The sequence below is a fragment of the Archangium gephyra genome (assembly GCF_049060025.1).
GTDB classification, from domain to species: Bacteria; Myxococcota; Myxococcia; order Myxococcales; family Myxococcaceae; genus Archangium; species Archangium gephyra_A.
On sequence record NZ_JBMEQQ010000002.1, the window covers coordinates 6,188,552 to 6,207,842 of the forward strand.

Annotated in this window: 22 protein-coding genes; 4 read left to right on the forward strand and 18 right to left on the reverse strand. The window is 69.3% G+C overall.

Features of this window, described 5'->3' with window-relative positions:
• Window positions 1-35 precede the first annotated feature (35 nt).
• Complete coding sequence (locus tag ACN28I_RS26790) at window positions 36-965, forward strand: DUF6929 family protein (RefSeq protein WP_420944775.1); 930 nt, start codon at window positions 36-38, stop codon at window positions 963-965.
• 1 nt (window position 966) lies between these two features.
• Here the strand turns inward: ACN28I_RS26790 and ACN28I_RS26795 are convergent, their stop codons facing one another.
• The 9 genes from ACN28I_RS26795 to lspA (ACN28I_RS26835) all read right to left on the reverse strand — a co-directional run bounded on the left by ACN28I_RS26795 (window position 967) and on the right by lspA (ACN28I_RS26835) (window position 7,101).
• Window positions 967-1,182 carry a hypothetical protein gene (locus ACN28I_RS26795; RefSeq protein ID WP_420944776.1) on the reverse strand — a complete coding sequence of 72 codons (216 nt, stop codon included), beginning with the start codon at window positions 1,180-1,182 and terminating at the stop codon, window positions 967-969.
• A gap of 25 nt (window positions 1,183-1,207) precedes the next feature.
• Window positions 1,208-1,924, reverse strand: coding sequence for a hypothetical protein (locus ACN28I_RS26800; protein WP_420944777.1), 717 nt, complete (start codon window positions 1,922-1,924; stop codon window positions 1,208-1,210).
• On the reverse strand, window positions 1,924-2,181 hold the full coding sequence (locus ACN28I_RS26805) for a hypothetical protein (RefSeq protein ID WP_420944778.1): 258 nt from the start codon (window positions 2,179-2,181) through the stop codon (window positions 1,924-1,926). Before ACN28I_RS26805 ends, ACN28I_RS26800 begins: the two co-directional genes overlap by 1 nt.
• 86 nt (window positions 2,182-2,267) lie before the next feature.
• Entirely contained in the window at window positions 2,268-2,636 is a 369-nt protein-coding gene (locus ACN28I_RS26810; protein WP_420944779.1) for a hypothetical protein, read from the reverse strand.
• A 201-nt stretch (window positions 2,637-2,837) separates the two neighbouring features.
• On the reverse strand, window positions 2,838-3,317 hold the full coding sequence (locus tag ACN28I_RS26815) for a hypothetical protein (protein ID WP_420944780.1): 480 nt from the start codon (window positions 3,315-3,317) through the stop codon (window positions 2,838-2,840).
• Between the two features lie 11 nt (window positions 3,318-3,328).
• Window positions 3,329-4,387, reverse strand: coding sequence for an MXAN_5187 C-terminal domain-containing protein (locus tag ACN28I_RS26820; RefSeq protein ID WP_420944781.1), 1,059 nt, complete (start codon window positions 4,385-4,387; stop codon window positions 3,329-3,331).
• 41 nt (window positions 4,388-4,428) lie between these two features.
• Window positions 4,429-5,727, reverse strand: a complete 1,299-nt coding sequence (locus tag ACN28I_RS26825) for a prolipoprotein diacylglyceryl transferase (protein WP_420944782.1) — start codon at window positions 5,725-5,727, stop codon at window positions 4,429-4,431.
• A 111-nt stretch (window positions 5,728-5,838) separates the two neighbouring features.
• Window positions 5,839-6,468 carry a signal peptidase II gene (lspA, locus tag ACN28I_RS26830; protein WP_420944783.1) on the reverse strand — a complete coding sequence of 210 codons (630 nt, stop codon included), beginning with the start codon at window positions 6,466-6,468 and terminating at the stop codon, window positions 5,839-5,841.
• 9 nt (window positions 6,469-6,477) lie between these two features.
• Window positions 6,478-7,101: a signal peptidase II gene (gene lspA, locus ACN28I_RS26835; RefSeq protein WP_420944784.1), complete on the reverse strand. Its 624-nt coding sequence runs from the start codon at window positions 7,099-7,101 to the stop codon at window positions 6,478-6,480.
• Between the two features lie 138 nt (window positions 7,102-7,239).
• On the opposite strand from lspA (ACN28I_RS26835), the gene ACN28I_RS26840 reads away from it, so the two are divergent.
• Window positions 7,240-7,587: a hypothetical protein gene (locus ACN28I_RS26840; RefSeq protein WP_420944785.1), complete on the forward strand. Its 348-nt coding sequence runs from the start codon at window positions 7,240-7,242 to the stop codon at window positions 7,585-7,587.
• Window positions 7,584-8,336 carry a Mut7-C RNAse domain-containing protein gene (locus tag ACN28I_RS26845; protein ID WP_420944786.1) on the forward strand — a complete coding sequence of 251 codons (753 nt, stop codon included), beginning with the start codon at window positions 7,584-7,586 and terminating at the stop codon, window positions 8,334-8,336. Before ACN28I_RS26840 ends, ACN28I_RS26845 begins: the two co-directional genes overlap by 4 nt.
• An 83-nt stretch (window positions 8,337-8,419) precedes the next feature.
• Here the strand turns inward: ACN28I_RS26845 and ACN28I_RS26850 are convergent, their stop codons facing one another.
• From ACN28I_RS26850 to ACN28I_RS26870, 5 genes are all read right to left on the reverse strand, one after another.
• Window positions 8,420-9,118 carry an Imm49 family immunity protein gene (locus ACN28I_RS26850; protein WP_420944787.1) on the reverse strand — a complete coding sequence of 233 codons (699 nt, stop codon included), beginning with the start codon at window positions 9,116-9,118 and terminating at the stop codon, window positions 8,420-8,422.
• Window positions 9,119-9,193: 75 nt separating this feature from the next.
• The gene (locus ACN28I_RS26855) at window positions 9,194-10,228 is read right to left on the reverse strand and encodes a hypothetical protein (protein WP_420944788.1); all 1,035 of its coding nucleotides are present in this window, start codon (window positions 10,226-10,228) and stop codon (window positions 9,194-9,196) included.
• A gap of 76 nt (window positions 10,229-10,304) precedes the next feature.
• Window positions 10,305-10,895, reverse strand: coding sequence for an imm11 family protein (locus ACN28I_RS26860; protein WP_420944789.1), 591 nt, complete (start codon window positions 10,893-10,895; stop codon window positions 10,305-10,307).
• A gap of 45 nt (window positions 10,896-10,940) precedes the next feature.
• The gene (locus ACN28I_RS26865) at window positions 10,941-11,693 is read right to left on the reverse strand and encodes an AHH domain-containing protein (RefSeq protein ID WP_420944790.1); all 753 of its coding nucleotides are present in this window, start codon (window positions 11,691-11,693) and stop codon (window positions 10,941-10,943) included.
• Window positions 11,694-11,798: 105 nt separating this feature from the next.
• The gene (locus ACN28I_RS26870) at window positions 11,799-12,557 is read right to left on the reverse strand and encodes an SDR family NAD(P)-dependent oxidoreductase (protein ID WP_420944791.1); all 759 of its coding nucleotides are present in this window, start codon (window positions 12,555-12,557) and stop codon (window positions 11,799-11,801) included.
• A gap of 98 nt (window positions 12,558-12,655) precedes the next feature.
• On the opposite strand from ACN28I_RS26870, the gene ACN28I_RS26875 reads away from it, so the two are divergent.
• On the forward strand, window positions 12,656-13,666 hold the full coding sequence (locus ACN28I_RS26875; protein WP_420944792.1) for a hypothetical protein: 1,011 nt from the start codon (window positions 12,656-12,658) through the stop codon (window positions 13,664-13,666).
• Window positions 13,667-13,676: 10 nt separating this feature from the next.
• Here the strand turns inward: ACN28I_RS26875 and ACN28I_RS26880 are convergent, their stop codons facing one another.
• From ACN28I_RS26880 to ACN28I_RS26895, 4 genes are all read right to left on the reverse strand, one after another.
• Window positions 13,677-15,218, reverse strand: a complete 1,542-nt coding sequence (locus ACN28I_RS26880) for an FAD-dependent oxidoreductase (RefSeq protein ID WP_420944793.1) — start codon at window positions 15,216-15,218, stop codon at window positions 13,677-13,679.
• A 13-nt stretch (window positions 15,219-15,231) separates the two neighbouring features.
• Window positions 15,232-16,689: an FAD-dependent oxidoreductase gene (locus ACN28I_RS26885; protein ID WP_420944794.1), complete on the reverse strand. Its 1,458-nt coding sequence runs from the start codon at window positions 16,687-16,689 to the stop codon at window positions 15,232-15,234.
• A gap of 14 nt (window positions 16,690-16,703) precedes the next feature.
• Window positions 16,704-17,966 carry an ABC1 kinase family protein gene (locus ACN28I_RS26890; RefSeq protein ID WP_420944795.1) on the reverse strand — a complete coding sequence of 421 codons (1,263 nt, stop codon included), beginning with the start codon at window positions 17,964-17,966 and terminating at the stop codon, window positions 16,704-16,706.
• A 181-nt stretch (window positions 17,967-18,147) separates the two neighbouring features.
• Window positions 18,148-19,275 carry a hypothetical protein gene (locus ACN28I_RS26895; protein ID WP_420944796.1) on the reverse strand — a complete coding sequence of 376 codons (1,128 nt, stop codon included), beginning with the start codon at window positions 19,273-19,275 and terminating at the stop codon, window positions 18,148-18,150.
• Between the last annotated feature and the right edge of the window lie 16 nt (window positions 19,276-19,291).

Here is a 19,291-nt window from a genome sequence, read left to right on the forward strand (position 1 = left end):
GGTGAGGGTGTCGAGGAACCCACCCGAGGACCCGCATGCTCCGCCTCATCCAGCGCCGGAAACTGACCCTGCAGGCACCCGAGACGGCCGGGGGCCACGCCCACGTGTCGGCCGCGAGCGGCCTGGTGCGCGCGGGCAGGTGGCTGCACGTCGTCGCGGACGACTCGCTGTTCCTCACCTCCTTCCCCCTGGAAGGCGAGGCCCCGGGCCAGTTCCTGCGCCTGCTGCCGGGAGAGCTGCCGCTGGAGCCCAAGGAGCGCAAGGCGAAGAAGCCCGACATGGAGGCGCTCTGCCTCGTGGAAGGACTCCCGAGCGCGCCGCACGGGGCGCTGCTGGCGGTGCCCTCGGGGAGCACGGCGGTGAGGCAGAAGGGAGCGCTGGTGCCGCTGGCGGCGGACGGGAGCGTGAGCGGCGCGGTGCGCGAGGTGGACTTCACCCGCCTCTATGCGCAGCTCGCGCGCGAGCTGGGCCCGCTCAACGTGGAGGGGGCGGCGATGGCGGGCGTGCGCATGCGCCTGCTCAACCGCGGCAACGGGGATGAGGGCAAGGACGCGGTGGTGGACCTGGACGCGGGCCGGGTGGTGCGAGCCTTGGAGGCGGGCGCGCCGCTGGAGCCGGACGTGGTGCGCATCGTGCGCCGCTGGGAGCTGGGCCGCGCGGGCACGGTGCGCCTGTCCTTCACGGACATGGCGCCGCTGCCGGACGGCCGCATGGTCTTCACCGCCGCGGCCGAGGACACCCGGGACGCCTACGCGGATGGCGCGGTGATGGGCTCGGCGGTGGGCGTGCTGGCGCCGGATGGCACGCCGATGTTCCTCGATGGCGTGGACGCGAAGGTGAAGCTGGAGGGCGTGGACGCGCGGGTGGAGGGAGGCCGCATCCACCTGCTGCTCGTGGCGGACGCGGACGACCCGGCCCAGGCCGCGCCCCTCTTCGAGACGGTGCTGGAGGGCGTGCCCGCCTGAGTCAGTCGCCGTGGTCTCGGGCGGCTTCATCCGCCGAGCCGCCGACGGCCTCAATGGAGGTGCGCGGGGGAGGGGCCGGGCGGGTCGGGGGGGGGCGCGCGAAGGCGGAGGCGCGCGAGCCGACACCCTCGGGCGTCGTCACGGCGATGCGGCGCCGGGCCCGGGCGATGGCGTCCTGCACCGTGGCCGGCTCCGGGTGGGTCTTCAGCGCCTGCACCCACGTCTCGATGGCCTTCTCGTTGTCACCCGACTCGGCCTTGAGCTTGCCCGTCTCGAAGACGGCGTGCGGGGCGAAGCTCCGAGTCCGGGAAGCGGGTGATGAGGTCCGCGTACGTGCGCGAGGCCTCCTGGCGGAAGCGCGGCACCTCGGGGGAGCCGGGCTCGGCCTTGAGCGCCTGCATGTGCAGCGCCTGGGCCTGCAGGTAGATGGCGTCATCCACGAAGGCGCTGGTGGCGAAACGCTCGACGAGCTTGCGCGACTCGAGCACGCACTGCTGGTAGTCCTGCAGCTCGAAGTACAGCTTGGCCACCTGGTAGTGCAGCTCGGCGCTCTGGGGCGGGTTGCGGGCCAGGGCGGCGGTGAGCTGGTCGATGGCGCCGCGCAGGTCGCGGAAGTGCATGCGCAGCAGCTCGGCGAGCACCATGCGGCCCTCCAGGGCCTCGGGAGACTCGGGGCACTGGGTGATGAGTTCCTTGTAGACGCTCACGGCCTCCTTCACCTTGCGCAGCTCGAGCCAGTAGACGTCCGCGGCGCCCTTGAGGGCGCGGGCCTTGAGCACCTGGGCCTGGGCCGAGTCGTCCAGCCGCAGCGCGTCGAGCGCCTTGCGGTACTCGACGAGGGCCTCATCGGGACGCTTCTCGAAGATGGCGTCGCGGGCGCGCTGCATGTGGTCGGGAGCGCCGTCCCGGGAGCACCCGGGGGCGAGCGCGAGGGCGAGGGCGAGCATCACGCGCCGCATCAGCAGGTCTCCGGGAGCATGGTGTAGCACTCGGTGTCGAGGCAGCGGATGCAGGCATCCTGGCCCCCGATGTCATCGACACACAGGGACACGCGGGATGAGCGGGGGCAATCCTCGGCGGCGGTGCACCGGGAGACGCCGCCATGGGCATCCAGCACCGGCTCCTTCTTCGAGGCGCACTCCTCGGGTGGAGGGATACCGCAGCCGGCGAGCCCGGCCACGACAGCAAGGACGAGTGCTCCAATCCGGGTTCTCACAAGGCGGAAGTTCTACCCGGATTCGGCGCCCTCGTCACGGAACCCGGCGCGAGCCCGCCCGCTCCCTGCCCTTCCCAGCTTGCCGCTCAGCGGCTGCCGGTCAGCACCGCGGCGTCCGCGGAGGCCATGCGGCGGCGCTTGCTGAGCTGGCGCGCCTTGGCTTCCTGCTTCTCGTAGTGCTTGGCGATCGCCAGCAGGTGCTCGTCCGCCACCCGGCACTGGATGGCCGACACCTGCTCGTGCCGCCGCTCCATCTCCTGCCACAGGTGCAGCTTGGACTGGTTGCCCAGCAGCCGCGTCTCCACGGTGTCGAGCGCCGCGTCCATCAGCTTGTCCTCGGCCTCCAACTGGGCCAGGCGCGCTTCCGCGTCGTCCGGAGGCCCGGCGCACCCGCTCGTCAGCCACAGCGCCACCGCCACCAACCCGAGCCCCCAGCGCCGTGTCCGACCCGCCATCGCCCACCTCGAAGTCCGGTAGTTGCCAACCCGCGCGCACCCGGCAGGGCCTCACGCGTGGCGCAAACTAGGGAGCCCTTCCCCCAGGGACAACCTCCCCCCGGAACGGATTGATCTCCCCGGCATGTAACGGATTTCAGGAGACGACGCTTCCCCCGCCCTCCGGGGCGCTACGGCGCCTGCCGGTGACGAAGAATGAACTCACACACCTCGCGCGCCGCGCCGAAACCCGCCGGGCGCTGCGCCACATAGTGCACTTGCGAACGCACCTCGTCCGGGGCCTCGGGCGGCGCCGCCGAGAAACCCACCGCCTTGAGCAGCGGCAGATCCACCGTCTCGTCGCCCATGTACCCACACCGGTCCGCCGTCACCTTCAAGAGCTTCCAGCAGCTTCTCGAAGTGCGCCACCTTGTCCTGGCTGCCGAAGTGCACGTGCTTGAGGCCCAGCGACTGCATCCGCATCTGCGCCGACAGGCTGTCGCCGCCGGAGATGGCCGCCACCTCCAGCCCCGCCTCCTGCAGCCGCTTGATGCCCATGCCGTCGCGTACGCTGTACATCTGCGTCCACCCCGAGTTGGGCACCCAGAAGATGCGTCCGTCGGTGAGCGTGCCGTCGATGTCGAAAATCATGACCGACAGCCGGCTCACCCGCTCCTTCAGTGACTCGAGGTTCTGGTTCATCCGCGCACGGCCTACTTGATGACGGGCTTGAGGACGGTCTTGCCGTCCTGGATGACGACCTTGAACTCCACCGACTTGCCGCCGTGCTGCTTCATCAGCTCGGGCACCTTCTTGCGCAGCGTGGCGGCGACGGAGTCGTAGCTCATCTTGGAGGTGTCCTCCTTGTTCTGACGCCTGGCGGTGACATAGGCGTCATAGAGCGACTTCATCTTGTCGTCGGGGATGCCGCCGCCGCTGGCCGCCACGGGAGGACGCGCCGCCGCGGGTTTGGCCGCGGGAGGACGGGCCGCCACGGGAGGCACCGCGGGCGCCACGCGCGGCACCGCGGGAGCGATCGGCGGAACCACGGGCGCCACGCGCGGCGCCACCGAGGGGATGGACGGAATCCCGGTGCCCCGGGCCGGCGTTCCCGCCACGGGCGCCACGGGAGGGATGAGCGGGGCCACCGACGGCACCAGCGGGGCCACCGACGGGACCAGCGGCGCCACCGTCGGCACCCCACCCCGGAAGGGCACCGGCTCCACCGGCTTCACCGGCGCCACGGACGGCACCACCGAGGGCTTCACCTCCTCGACCTCGAAACCCTCGTCGGGGATTTCGAAGGCCCCCGTGTTGCGGGACTTGTCGCCCGCCGGCTTCTGCTGCGTGCGGCGCTTCGCCTTGGCGACGTCCCGCTTGTAGGTGCCGTTCTCGATTTCCTGCAGCGTGCGCTGCCACAGCCGCTCGTACGTGCCGAACTTGGTGGCGATGGCCTGCACGCGGAACTTGGCCGCGGTGTTGCGCACGAAGCTGTTCTTGAGCCGCTCCAGCCGCTTCTTGAGGTCCTCGTACGCCCGCGTGGGCGGCAGGCGCTCGTTCCCCATGAAGTAGAACTCGTAGGCCACCTTGAGGGCGGCGATGTCGGCCTCGATGGCGTCGCACTCCTGGAACGCCATCTCACTGCCCGACTTCGTGGGCATGCCGGACTTGGTGTCGCCACTGGTCGCGGCCAGCTTGGCGGACGACTTCGCCGAGGTACCGGCCTTGGCTGCCTGGTTCTTCGTGGACGACTTCGGGGACTCGTACGCCATGGGTACCTAGAGTGTCCTCAAGACGCGCCCGGGGATCAACCTCAGGCAGGGCTCGGTGTCGGGCCGACGCCAGCCGCCTCGCCTGCTCGGCGGATCCGCCTGTACAGCAAAGTCGCACCGAAGGTGAACATGCACAGGGAGATGAACTGGCTGGTGGAGATGTTGTACCAGGCCTCCAGGGGCACCGCGTCCGCCATCCGGGAAGCGCCCAGCGACTGGAGCAGGCCGTGCAGGGTGCCGCGCTCGGTGTCGCCGCGGAACAGCTCCACCGAGGTGCGTAGCACCGCGTAGCACATCAGCCACAGGGCGAAGATCTGCCCGTGGAAGCGCCGGAAGCGGCGCGCGTACAGCAGCGCCAGGAAGAGGACGAGCTGGCCCACGGACTCGAAAATCTGGGTGGGATGGATGGGCAGCGTGGTGCCGTGCTGGGCCACCCAATCGGAGATGCGCACCGCGCCGGGAGCCATGTGGTGCAGGACTTCGCCGGTGGCCTCCACCACGTAGCGCGAGTCCTGCGACTGGGACTGGAAGGCGAGGCTGGAGGTGCCACCGAGCCGTCCGAAGAGGTCCTTGGCCAGACCCGCGCCGGGGAAGTTCACGGCGAAGCGCGCGCCGGCCGCGGTGACGTCACCCCAGCAGCAACCGGCGGCGTAGCACCCCAGGCGCCCCAGGCACTGGCCCAGCGACACGGTGGGGATGGCCAGGTCCGCCAGCCGCATGAACTCCATGTGGTGCTGTTTGGCGAAGAGCATGGACGCCAGGGCCGCGCCGATGAGGCCGCCGTAGAAGACGAGCCCGCCGCCCAGGGAGAACACCTGCGTCCAGTCGCGCGAGTAGTCCTTCCAGTTGACGAGGATGAAGAGGACGCGGCTGCCCACCAGGCCGCCCACGAGCGCGTAGAAGCCGAAGTCCATCATCGCCTCCTGCTTGCGAGGGCCCTCGGTGTCCACCCACTGGCCGCCGCCCTGGGCATCCGGCACCCACGTGGGCTTGCGCCACTCGTCACGGGCCAGCCGCGCCGCCACCGTCAGGGCGGTCATGAAGCCGGTGGCCAGCAGCACCCCGTAGGTGTGGATGGGGATGCCCTCGCCCTTCTGGCCCAGGAAGGCGGACGCGGGCAGCGCATAGCGCAGGCCGTACCACGCGAGCGCCGCGGCCACGGCGCCGTAGCCGAGCGCGCGCTGCAGGCGGTCGCTGGAGGTGGGAGGGGCAGTGGGCGTGCCCTCGGCGCCGCGCCAGCCGTTGTAGGCGATGTAGCCCACGGCGCCGAGCGCCAGGGCATACAGGAGGAGCTGGGACCAGAGGGTGGTGAAGGTGAAGTGGACGAGGACGGGAAGCATGGGCGGGAGCCTCGGGGTCGCGAGGCCGCACAGGTTACCCGTTCACGGCGCCGCGAGGGTGGGGAGTGGCGGCCCGGGTCCGGGGCCGCCCGCGGGGGGAGCGGCCCGCCGTCAGGGACGGGCCTGGGCCGACTTGTCCTGCTTGGGCGTCTCCGTGGGCGTCTCCTTGCGCACGAAGGCGTCCACCATGAGCAGCCCCACGCCCACCACGATGGCCGCGTCGGCCACGTTGAAGGACGGCCAGGCCGCCTTGTCGTACCAATGGGCCTCGAGGAAATCGATGACGAAGGCCCGGGCGATGCGATCGATGTAGTTGCCGATGGCCCCGCCCAGCACCAGCGGCAGGCCCCACAGGGCCCACTTCTCCTGGGGGTCCTTCCCGCTCAGCTTGCTGAAGTACCAGGTGATGAGCACCACCGCGGCGATGCTCACCACGTGGAAGAGCAGGCTGCGCGAGGCGGGCGGCAGGTTGCGGAACAGGCCCCAGGCCGCGCCCGGGTTCTCCGCGTAGCGCAGGCGGAAGAAGGAGTCGGAGACCTCGATGTAGCGCTTGGACCGGTAGTGCAGCCCATCGAAGCCCTGGGGAGGGGGCTCGCCGTACATCGCCGACAGCCGCTGGCCCAGCGTGGGCCGGTCATCGAAGCGCGTGGTCAGCTCGCGGACGACGAGGTACTTCGTCCACTGGTCGAGAAGGATGACGCCGAGCGCCACCGTCAGCAGGAGGATGTATTTGCGCGGCACGGGAGGTGCTTATACCACCTGCTCCCCCGGCGTCACGGTTTCCACGGGCTTGCGCTCCAGGAAGGAGTCCAGCAGGAGCAGGCCCACACCGACGCAGATGGCGGCATCGGCCACGTTGAAGGTGGGCCAGCGCATGCCGGGCTGGTTGCGCCAGTGCCAGTCGATGAAGTCGATGACGTAGCCGCGCAGGAGGCGGTCCACGAAGTTGCCCACCGCTCCGCCCGCCACGAGCGCCAGCGCCCAGCGCACCCGCCGCTGGTCCGGGGTGAGCCGCACGTACATGAAGGTGATGAAGCCGAGCGCCACCAGGCTCACCACGTGGAAGAAGGGCCGGCGCACGGACTCGGGCAGGTTGCCGAAGAGGCCCCAGGCGGCGCCCGGGTTCTCCACGTAGCGGAAGTGCCAGTAGTTCTCGATGAAGCGGTAGGGCCGCGTGGCGCGCGAGTACGCGCCGGGCACCCGCGGATGGTTGTCCAGGTTCTGCTCGGAGACGAAGCCCTCGAGCCGGGCCATGCCGCCGGTGCGCCCATCGAGCGCCTCCGTCAGGTGGGCCACGGCCAGGTACTTGGTCACCTGGTCGGCGGCGAGTGTGGCGAGGCCCACGAGAATCAGGACGCGAAAGCGGTGCACCATGAGACCCTCAGGTCTACCTTGCCCACTGGGAGCCTGACAACCCGGCCGGGAGGGCGGGCGGACAGGCAACCGGTTGACGACTCGCTGGAAGGCCCGAAGTGGGGCATGGTGGGGGAGATGGAGACTGTTCAGCCACCCGTGACACCCAATCCGAACGAGACTCCCGCCGCCGTGGACCAGGCCAAACCGAAGCTCATGGACCGCCTGCAGGCGTTCATCCTCCGCTACGGCATGCTGGCCCTGGTGGTGCACTACGCCATCTTCGGCCTGTGCCTGGTGGGCTTCATGGTGCTCATCCGCGCGGGCTTCCAGGTGGAGGGCGCCGTCGGCAACGCGAGCACCTTTGGCGGGGCCTACCTCGCCTGCCAGGTCATCAAGATTCCGCGCTTCGCCGCCACGTTCGCGCTCACGCCGCTGCTCGACAAGCTCATCCGGCGACTGCGCAACAAGGGGCCGAACCCGGCCGACCCGCCCGCTGGCCCATGACGCAGCTCCAGGTCCGCTTCTACGGCTCGCTCAACGACTTCCTGGCCCCCGAGCGGCGCGGCGTCGAGTTCCTCCACACCGTCCAGGGCGCTCCCTCGGTGAAGGATCTCATCGAGTCGCTCGGCCCGCCCCACCCCGAGGTGGACGTGGTGCTGGTGGACGGGCAGGCGGTGGACTTCTCCCACCGCGTGGAGCACGGGCAGCGGCTGGCCGTCTATCCCGCCTTCACCTCCATGGATGTGACGCCGCTGGTGCGCGTGGGGCCCCCTGCCCTGCCCGAGCCGCGCTTCCTGCTGGACGTGGGGCTCGGCCGGCTCGCGGGCCTGCTGCGCATGCTCGGCTTCGACACGCTGTGGCGCAACGACTACGCGGATGACGTGCTCGCCCGCCTGTCGCGTGAAGAGCAGCGCATCCTGCTCACGAGGGACATCGGCCTGCTCAAGCGCTCCGAGGTCCTCCATGGGTACTTCCCCCGCGAGACGGACCCCTCGCAGCAGTTGGTGGAGGTGGTGCGGCGCTTCCAGCTCACCGCGCACATGCGCCCCTTCTCCCGGTGCATCCCGTGCAATGGGGCGCTCTCGGCGGCCTCGTCCGAGGAGGTGCAGGGCCGCGTGCCCGAGCGCGTGCAGGCCACGTTCACCCGCTTCCAGCAGTGCCCCGAGTGCAAGCGGGTGTTCTGGGCGGGCTCGCACCACGAGCGCATGCAGGTCATCATCGACAAGCTGCGCGAGCTGGAGCAGCACCCGTAGGGGCGCGCTTCATCAGGCACGGTGCCAGATGTAAAACGGGGCTCGCCTTGTCCTCTTCCCCTGTGCTGCCCGAGGGGTCGGGCTCACTCACTGACGTTGCGCCACGCGTCCGCCGGATGACGTGGCGCGCCGCGTGCACGGGCGAGAGAGGGCACACACTGGTATTCCCGGCTCACGCGGAGCCCGGCACGCGTCGCGAGGGTCAGCAGCGCCAGTCCTTCGACGGACACCTGTCCGATCGTGGCCCACCACTCCTCGGAAATCGCCTCTCGCTTCAGGAGACGATCGTGACGCTGCTTTTCCGCGGCCAGGTGACGCGCCAGGCCCGCCTCGAAGCCCTCGGCATTACCCTCCAGAAAGGCCCGGCAGATCTCCAGGCGGGCATCATCGGAGCCTTGGAGCACCTGCTCATACTCCTCCAGCAGAGGCAGGAGCTGCGGCTTCTCCGCACCCAGGAAGAAGTGGCTCATCAGGAAATGGACGTAGAGGAAATCTTCCTTGTACTCCATGCCAGGGTGCCAGGTGCGCCGCGAGCGCATGGCCACCCCCTGGGCTCCGTCGAGATCAAGGGCCGCCAGCGCATCGAAGAACGGGCCGGCGCGGCTCGTCACCAACTGCGCCTCTCGTAAGCGATCCAGGAAGGACAGGTAGGCGCGACCGCTCTTGTAGAGGCTCAGCTGAAGCGCATCGGCATCCCCGTAGAGGAGGAACATGCCGATTCCCTGGATCCGATAGTTCTCACAGAAGGTGAGCACCTGCGTGAGCGCCGGCTCCTCCGCCATGGCCTTCAGCAACTCCGCGTTGTCGAAACGAGCGTTGCTGACGAAGACCTGAAGGAACTTGGATGACATATGTGGCTAGCCCCCAGCACTGACGACGAAGGCACCGGTAGCACCATGCTCCGCGCTGGAGACCACCAAACTGTGAGGTCCTGACGCGTATCTCCGGGCGAAGGAGCGAATGGCCGAGCAGAGACCGACGGCACCACTGGCCGCCCCGGTGTCGCCGAGTGATGCACAGGGGAGGACGAAGCGCGTGCGCCCCTGGAACTGACTCCGCAGCCGGACGGCCGTGTGCCCCCACTGGGAAGCCCGCCAGGACTCGCCGTTGAGATCGCTGATGACGTCGCCCTGGAAGGCCACTCCGGGTGGAAGCCCTCTGGCGAGAGCGGCGCCGATGACCTGGGAGAGCCCTTCCCCAAGGTTCCGGGACCTGGCGGCGAAGGGGTGCGATTCCTGTCCGACCTCCGCGTGGGTCACGAAGCCCTGGACAGGCGTGCCGCTCCGTCGTGCACGCGACAGGGGTTCCACCAGCACGCACACGGCGGCCTCACCCGGCATCAGACCCACGGGCATATCCGGGGCCTTCAGCCGCCGGTGGGCATGAAGCCACTCCAGGCTGAGCCTATCCAGGTAGGAGTCCATGGCGACGATGAGGAAGCGCTCGACGGATGCGCTGGCGAGCTGTTCTCGTGCGAGCTGAAGCGCCGCCGCGGTGCCAGCATGTCCCAGGTGGATGGAGTGCAACCCGCCGGGAGCCAGCGGCAGCTCCAACACCTGGAGGAGCTGCTGGAGGAACGCTTGTTTCAACACCTGCGGCCCCAGCTGTCGCGGCTCCAGGAAGCGAGCCTCATCCAGGACGGGGCCTACCCAGATCAGCCCCGTGCGCTGCCAGAAGCCCTTGTCCGTACCGCCCGGCACGCGCCCCTGAGCCAGCAAATCATCCACCGCGCCCCGCGCCAACCGGAGCCATCGTCCCAGGGGGGCGAAGCCATCCGTGAAGCCATGGATGGGATGGCCCATCAAGGGCACGAGTTCCTGGGAGTCCTCCTCCAACACCTGGAAGTAGACCAACTCCCGGGGCCGAACGAGCCCGCCCGAAGCGCCGCACACGCCTGGATGACCCCAAGCCCCAGGCTCGACACCATGCCCAATCCCGCGATGGCGAGGCCCATGCGGCGTGCGTCCGCTACTGGCGCGGCGTGGAGACGGTGAGAGGGCGCAGCAGCACGTTGGTGAAGCCACGCTCCTTGACGGCCTGGGCGAAGCGCTCGTCCACCACGAGTTCACCCGGCTGCTTGTCGATGCGGAACAAGCTGGGAGCCTGCTTCAGCTTCGCTGCGTCGAGCACGTATTGCTTGATGTCGATGACACTGCCCTCTTCCCCATACGAGATGCCGCTCGCCGCCTCGTCCAGGCAGTCAATCGCCCCTAGCGGGTTGATGATGAAGTAGTCCTTGCTGTAGAGCCGCTCTCGATGGTCGTAGAGATCGATGGGCAGGTACTCGATCTCACTGCCCACGCACAGCTCCTCGATGACCTTCTTCATCTCCGAGGAGACCATGAGATAGCTCAACGTGTTCCCCAGCAGCGAGGAGAGCTTCAGGCCCGGGTTCTCTTCTCGAAGGAAGACCTTCGGCTCGGCAGGATAGAACGGCTTCGCCGGCTTGCCCTTGGCCATCATGAACCTGCGCAGTCCGATGCCCTTGGGAGGATCCTCAACCAGGCAGAGATCCTGGTTGTTCAGGTCACCCTTCTTATCCAACATGAAGTAGTTCATCGTCTCCTCGGCAGCGGCTCCCGGAGTCCGGTGCCATTTCGCTCGTCACAGGAAGAATGCCCTATCAATGTTGTCGAGCGCATTCACTCCGTCGTCGCCCGCTGTCTTGATGGTCGCGTAGAGCCGCTTCGAGAGGGCAATGAGCTTGGCCTTGAAGTCCTTGTACTTGGGGGACTTGTGGTCCACCAGATCCTCGGCGTGATCTCCGAGGATCTGTTCGAGCTGTTCCTTCACATGCTTGCTGTACACACCATGGTGCCAATTGGGAAGGGTGCGGTGACGAGGCAGGCGGAGCACCCTCGCGACGACCGCGTCAAGAGGGAGCATGATCATGTTGTCCAGATGGTTGAGGTTGTAGCCCGCACTCAACAAGCCACCGCGCACGGTAACCACCAGTTCGGGAGAGCCGCCCTCGGCGGTATTGCCGAAGTAGCTCGCGATCGTGGTGCTGAGGGTAGAGTTCGGGATGATGTGGTGGGCTTCGTGGAAGTAGGGGACATCGCAGTGGGTGTCGAAGTTGCCCGGCTTGATGTCCCAGTCGCCCTTCTTGGGTGCCCCGGCGTCGCGCACATGGCCGCCGTAAAACACCTGGCGGGTATAGGGCATGTCCTTGTACCGGGGCCAGTCGTACAACGTCCGGTCGGACTCGGCCTTCTTCAACGCCTGCCAGATGTGACTGCAGGAGTTGTTCTCCTTGCGCGGAGCATGCCTGTTCAGGCACCGCCCTCCCTCCGTACCCTGGGCCTCGTGATGATCCAGTTTCTCTTCAAGGTCACGTGTATGGCGCTCTTCCGACATGGCTGAACTCAATCCTCCGTGCCGTCCGCTGGGTATTGTCTCAGCAAGCACCAACCCCACTCAAGGATCTAGCCCCCCCACCTGTAACGGTGGAAGACAGGGCGCTCAGTCCACGAAGCGGTTGAGCTGGTAGCCGCCATCCACGTCCCAGATGGCGCCCGTCACGAAGCCCCCATCCCGCTCGTCGAGCAGCGTCAGGGCATGCCGCGCGAGCTCCTCGGCGGGGAGGATGCGCTTGATGAGGCTCTTGTCGATCGCCGCCTGCTCGAAGCCCGGAACCACATCCGCCACCGAGCGGAAGGCCGGTGTCTCGATGGCGCCAGGGCACAGGCAGTTCACGCGAATCCCGCGCGCGGCGAGCTCGATGGCCCACGTCTGCGTCAGGTGCTGCACCGCCGCCTTGGTCGCTCCGTAGATGGAGATCATCGGCAGGGGGCGGCGCCCCGCCGCCGACGAGATGTTCAGGATGGCCGCGCCCTTGCGCCCGCTCATCACCTTGACGGCCTCGTTGGTGAACACCACCGTCCCGCGCAGGTTCACCGAGAACATCGCGTCCACGTCCTCCAGGGACATCGTGCCGATCGCCCCGGGGCGGAGGATGCCCGCGTTGTTCACGAGCAGATCCAACCCGCCGTGGCGGCTCACCGCCGCTTCCACCGCGCGCGCGGCCGTCTCCTGCTTCGCGGCGTCGCCCACCACAGAGGAGGCCCGGGGCCCCAGCTTGCGCACGGCCTCCTCGAGCTTGTCCTCACGCCGCGCGACCAGCACCACCCGCGCGCCTTCCTCGACGAGCCCGGCCGCGATCGCGAAGCCAATCCCCTCACTTCCACCGGTGATCACCGCCGATTTTCCCGCGAAGCGCATGTCTTGCTCCCTGAAGGCCACGCCCCCCTGGCATGGTGGCCCCACTGTCACTCCCGGTGCCGCGCTCGCGCAAGCGACGGCGGGTTAACATGGAACGCATGAACGCTCCCTCGCCCCTCCAGCTCCACACCTCTCCCGTGAGGACGGGCGAAAAACTCCGGGGTGAGCTGGTCCTCGGCGAGACGACACACGGACTGTCCCAGGCTGTTCGCGTGACGATCCGGGCCCGTGGGCAGCTCGATTACGACGATACGGAAACGAAGCAGCGTGAGGAGCTGTCAGGTGGCCCTGGGGCCACCGTGCACCCTCCGTTCAAGGGAGAAGGCCGGATTCCCTTCGAGCTGAGCCTGGCGCGGGACCTCCCTCCGAGCTACCAGGGAAAGGACGTCCAGATAGCCTGGGAGCTCATTGCCACCCTGCACAGCGCCGACGGCAAGGAGTTGACGAGGTGGAGCCAGCCCATCCAACTCGAACCGGGCCGGACGGCGCATCCCCCTCCGAGGCTCGAGCCGAGCACACCTCGAGGCTCCTCCCTGACGGCCACCAGCACCTGGGGATGCCTGCTCTTTCCCCTGCTGGGATGCTTCTCCATTCCCCTCTGCATGCTGTCCGGCAACATGCGCGATGTGAGCGAGAACCCGGCCCACGGGCGGATCGCCGGAATCATCTACGGCGTCGTATCGGTCATCGCGGGCGTGGTCATCACCTGGTGGATCCTCGGCAAGGCGCGGACGGTGTCGAAGTTCAAGGCAGCCGCGCTCAAGCCCCTGGCCGAGCGTTTCCCTCTCGGCTCGACCGCGCGGCTGCGGGCCTTCGTGGACCTCACGACCCCCCTGACCGTGCGCAAGGCCCGGCTCGAGCTCACCGCCTACGAGATGCTCTCGAAGCGGCGGACCGTGGGCCCGGTGCCGGTCGACGTGCCGGTACACCTCGCCGCGGGACCGCACCAGTTCGATGTGGAGATCCCCATCCCCCGGGACTTCACCCCCACCTTCAAAACGCACCTGAAGGCGCACTGCACCCTGACCCTGGAGCTCGAAGGCCTGGACGACATGGTGCTGCACAACCCGCTCGAGGTCGCCCCCGAGGTGCTGGAAGCGGAGGCCTGAGCCCCAGCGCTCACCCCCCCACGGGCAGGCCGGCCAGCAGTCCCCGCCGGGGCACGGACCAGATGTCCTGTCCCCGCACCTCCCAGCCCGCGAGCAGCGCGTTGGCCGCCATGAAGCCCGAGGTCGCCGCGCGCTCCATCAGCGCCGTGGGAATGGGCAGGCGGACGAAGTCTCCCGCGAGCACCACCTGGGGGAAGGGTGTCTCCACCGTGGGCCGCCTCCGGAACGAGCCCGGCGCGAAGGCCGGACAGTCCTGGCGCATCAGGAAGCGCTCCGCGACGGCGTGCGCCCCCCGCAGCTCCGGGTAGAGCTCGTGCAGCCCCTCCAGCAGCTCGCGCCGCACCGAGGCCTCGTCCGCGCCCCGGGGCAGGCCGTAGCCATGCAGCTCCACCACCGAGCCCCCCGTGCGTGCGGCCCAGCGCCGACTCTCTCCCTCGAACAGGTGGTAGAGCGAGATGTTGTCGAGCATCCCCATCGCCGTGGTCCCCACGAAGGGATGCCGGCCCGGCGCCGAGGGCTTGTCCAGCCACATCCTCCACACCGCGAAGGGCGAGGTGAGCTCCAGCGCGTCGATCTTCTCGCGCCACCCGCTGTCGCTCAGCTCCGGCGAGCCGGAGACGATCCGCCGCAGCGCCGCCACCGAGGTCGCGAGCACCACCGCATCCGCCTCGAGGGGCTCGCCCTTCTCGCCGCGCACCAACACGCCACCGCCCGCGCGTGGGCCCACCGCGGTGACCGCCTCGCCCAGCCGGAACCGGACGCCCAGGCCCTCCAGGTAGCGCCGCAGCGGCAGCCACACCGCCGTGGAGAACGGCTCGTCGAGCACGTCGAAGACGAGCCCCTCCGGGTTCCCCATGAAATAGAAGTGGAACATCATCAGCAGCTCGGCCGCAGACATCTCCTCCTCCGGGTTGAAGAAGGAGTGGGAGAAGACATCGAACAGCATCCGCCGCGCATGGGGCGGAAAGCGCAGCGAGTCCAGGTACTCGCGCGCGGTGCGCTGGTCGAACGCGGCGTAGGTGCGCTCCATGTCGAAGGAGAGCATCGCCATCGAGGAGCGCAGGTCCATCCGGACGAGGTCCATCAGCTTCAACGTCGAGGTGCGCAGGACGAGCCCCAGGACGTTGAAGGGCGGCAGCGCGGGCAGCCGCGAGAACGACTCCATGCTCCCGCCGGGTCCGAGGATGGGGTAGTCCTCCAGCTTCCGCAGACACTCCAGTTGGGGATGCACCCGCCGCAGCAGCGCCCGCACGTTGTAGTACTGGCGGAAGAAGGCATGGAAGCCTCGCTCCATCTCGACGGACTCGCCCTCCAGCCGCTCCATCCATCCGCCCACCCGGCCCCCGAGGAACGGCTCGCGCTCCAGGACGGTGACGGAGACGCCGCGCTCGGCCAGCAACGTCGCCGCCGCCATGCCGGCCAGCCCTCCGCCCACCACCGCCACGCTCCGCCCCGGAGGCGCTCGTGGCAACCGGGCCCGCGGTGAAGGGGGAAGCCGCTCGGGCCTCAACCTCCCGAGGGACAGCTCCGGCATTTCGAGGGCAAAGCGCATGGTTTCCTCCCGGTCACGGCGAAGCGGAAAGAGGGAGCACCGCGCGGGTGAGTCCCTCCAGCCACCGCACGGCGGCCAGGGGACCGAAGCCCGCGAGCGTGAGGGCGTCCCGGTACACCCGGGGCCTCCGCCGCGCGATGCGCTGGAGGAAGCGGAGGAAGTCCGTCCCCGTCATCTGGTCCTTGATGAGGGCCGCGTACGCGTCGTTGCCCATGGCGTGGAGCGCGGCGAAGGCGGTGTCGAGCAACGCGTTCACCTCGTCCCGGCGCTCCGGCTCTCGTGAAGGACGGGCCATGAAGAGCGCCAGGGCCCCCGTCACCGCGTGAAGCGGGGTGTCATGCACCACCGGGCCCGTGGGCACCCGGCCCTCGTGGAGCGCGGCGGCGATGGCCCTCGCGCCCGGAAGGAACGAGCGCATCATCGCGCCGAAGCCACAGTAGGTGAGCGGTGAATGGCGCGCGGCCGCGTCCCCCACCAGCACCACCCGGGGCCCCGGTGCGCGAGGCGGTGGCACCAGGCGCGACCAGCCCGGGATGTACCCGAACGTCGGCCGCAGCAGGCGCGGCTCGCCTCGCTTGTACCTCCCGAGCCGCTCGAAGAAGCGCCCATACAACCGCAGCAGCGCGTGCTCGCCGCGGACCTCGCGCGCCGGCGCGTAATAGAAGAGGTAGACCGTTGCCTCGCCCGCGCGCCCGGGGAAGCCCTCCCAGATGTGCTGGCGCCCCTCCTCCACTCCTTCCGTGGTCACCAGGATGTCGCCCACCCGGGGGTTGAGCTCATCGGGCGCGGTGCCCTCCCGCAGCCCCGTCAGCACCCCGCCCACCGTGGGACAGAGGAGATCCGCCGTCGCATGGGGACTGGAGACGCCGCGTGCGTCGATCATCAGGCGCGCGGTCACCTCGGCCCGTCCGCCCCCGGCGAGATCGAAGCGGAGGCGGACCACCTCGGGCCCTTCCCCCAGCGCCGTCAGCGTGTGTCCTTCGTGGAAGCGGACGCCCCGGTGCTCGGCGCGGCGGCGGACCTCCGCGAGCAATCGCCCCGCGTCGAGCGCATGGTCGAGCGCGCCCCGGACCGGGTACTCGCCCCCACCGTGCCAGCGGCACACGCCGTGCTCGTAGCGGGCGACGATGAGCGACTCCACCTCCTCCGGTTGGAAGAGGCCACTGGCCGTCAGGGGCCAGAGCTCCGAGCGGCTGATATTCCACTCGCGATGCACCACCCCGGCCCGGCCCCGCTCGAACACGCCGACCTTCAGGCCGAGATCCGCCAGCACGGGAGCGAACAGCAACGAGAGGCCACCGCCCACGAGCACCACGTCGAAGTCGGCGCGGGTTCCCCTGTCCGGCGTGGGGAGGGGCCGCTCTTCCACGGGGGGACGGACGCGCTCCGCGTCGAGCCACTTCAGACGCTCGAGCAACTCCGGCCCACCCGCCTCGCGCACCCGGGACTCGAGCTCCTCGACGCCCACCATGCTCCCCTCCTCTCCTAGCTCCGCGCCTCCTGAGAGGCTGGCGGACCCCTGCGCTCGAGCAACCGGGCATAGACTGAGCGGAAGTCGCCCCGGGCCCCGAGCGCCCGCAGGTTCTGCGCGCAGCCGCCCACCGCGCGTCCCAGCATCACCGCCTCGGCTGGAGGACGAATGCGCAGGAAGTCCCCGGTGCGGCGCAGCCCGAGCGCCCGCATGTCCGGCACCGAGGTGTCTTGCGCGTAGTCGTAGCAATCCGTCCGCAAGGGCCGGGTGGCGATCTCCACCGTCTCCGCCAGCAGGCTCCGGGCGGCGGCCTCGTCGATGTCCACCTGGAAGCCCGCGGCGCGCACTCCGGCCAGCGGATCGTACCGCTCGCCCCGGACCTCGGAGCGCATGAAGACCCGGATGGCCTCGACGAAGTCCGGGCGGAAGGACTTCACGCACCCGAAGTCGAGCAGGGCCAGCCGCTCGTCCTCGGTGACGAGGAAGTTGCCCGGGTGCGGGTCCGCGTGGATGCGCGCCGCCGAGAAGAAGGGGCCATGCACGGCGCGGATGAGCTGCTCGCTGACGCGCCAGCGCGCGCTCGCATCCGGGTTCGAGTCGAGGAAGCGCTGGAGCGTCTGGCCTCGCACGCGGGTGAGGCAGAGCACCCGGGACGTCGAGCGCTCCGGAATGGGCTCGGGGGCGAGCAGGTCCGGCTCGGACGTGAGCAGCGCATGGAAGGCGCGGGCCCGCTCGGCCTCTAGGAAGTAGTCCGTCTCCAGGGAGATCTCCCGGCGGAGCTCCTCCACATAGTCACGGCCATCGAGCAGCTTCGAGGTGAAGCCCGCCGCACGGGCCACCACCGAGAGGTTGGAGAAGTCGGACTCGAGCGCCTCGGCGATGCCGGGGTACTGGACCTTGAGCACGACCTCCCGCCCGTCCTCCAGGCGAGCGGCATGCACCTGACCGAGCGAGGCGGCGGCCAGGGGCTTGGGGTCGAACTCGGCGAACAGCCGTTCCGGGGGAGCGCCGAGCTCGTCCTCGATGATGGCGGCGATCTCCTCGGAGTCGATGGGCGGTGCCTCGCTCTGCAGGCGGGCGACGATCTGCCGCAGCTCGGGGGGCAGCGCATCCACCTCCATGGAGAGCGCCTGGCCGAGCTTCATCGCCGCGCCCTTCATCTCCCCGAGGGCCTGGACGACGTGGCCCAGCGCGGAGCGCTCGGTCTCCTGGGTATCGGAGCCCGTGACCTTGCGCAGGGCGCGCACCGCCAGCCCCGCGGAGCCTCGTGCGGACATCGCGGCCACCTTGCCGAGCCGGGCCAGCCTGCCACTCGGTGGGTTCCTCGATCTGGCCATGCCATCGAGGATAAGGAGCCAGGGCAGGCAGGTGCAGGGGCCCCCGGACCGCTATCGCCCGCCGGAAACGTCGGCCGGCCACCAGGCATGCTCTCGCCGCTGGTGGCCACGAGCGCGTCCGTCAGTTGATGCGCACCAGCGTGACGACTTCCGGCTGGGACTGCGTCAGCTCGGAGACCGCGAGCGTGCCGTCCTGGAGGGTGCCGACCACACGGACCCCGTCGGACAGCCGGGTCGCGACGAACGAGACCTCGCCCGTGGGGCTGACATCCACCGTCCCCAACCGGTAGGGCGCGGCCGTCAGCAGCTCCACCGGCACCAGGTCCGGCAGGTCATACCGGGTCACGTAGGCGCGCCCCTCCGCGTCCTGCCCCCAGTCGAAGAAGGCCCCACCTCGAGCCACCTTCATCGAGACGGAGAGCTCCCGCGGAGCCCCGGACGGATTCACGACCTCGAGCAGGCGGGTCGAAGCCCGGACGACGAGCCGGGACTGATCGCGATAGACGACTCCGCAGTCGTCCCAGACCGAGGACCCCGCCGCCCAGACGTTCACGGGCTCCGAATACGTCCCATCCTCCCGCCCCACCACATGGTCGACGGTCGTCCTGTCCGACCAGCCCAGCGCGAGATGGAAGTCCCGGCTCCCCACGAGCCCCGGAAACACGCAGCTCTCTCTCCTGGCCGTGATGAACAGGGGGGCGCCACTGCGCGGATAGACACGAATGATGGTGCCGTTGTCCTGGCGCAGGTTCACCATCACGTCATCGGCCGCGTTCACGGCGAAGTTCACGAGCTCCGCCCCGTCAAAACGAAGCGTCGTCATCTGCAGGGTGTCGCCAGCGGCTTCGAGCCGGTGCAGGACGTTCCTGCTGTCCAGGGTCACGACGTCGCCCGTGCTCCCCCATTGCACCCGGGCCGCCTTGTTCGTCCCGGGGCCGGTGGGGGCCACGGGCACACAAAACAGGGCCGAGTCGGACTTGCGCACCAGGACGGACGCGCAGGACTCGTCCTCGTGCGTCACGCCAGTGGCCACGATGAGGACGAACTTGGGGGTGTCGTGGATCTCGGTGGGATTGCCTGAACCGGAGGTGGTGAGATCCACGGGCAGCAGCGTGTTGCTCGCGTCGAGCGTGAAGAGCTGCTGCTCCGCCACCGTGGTGGCACCGGCCACGAGCGAGGTCGAGGACGGCGCGGCGCCAATCACCAGGCCTCGGATGTTCGAGAAGGAAACCCCCAGGTTGTCCTTCATCACTGGCGCCGAGGGC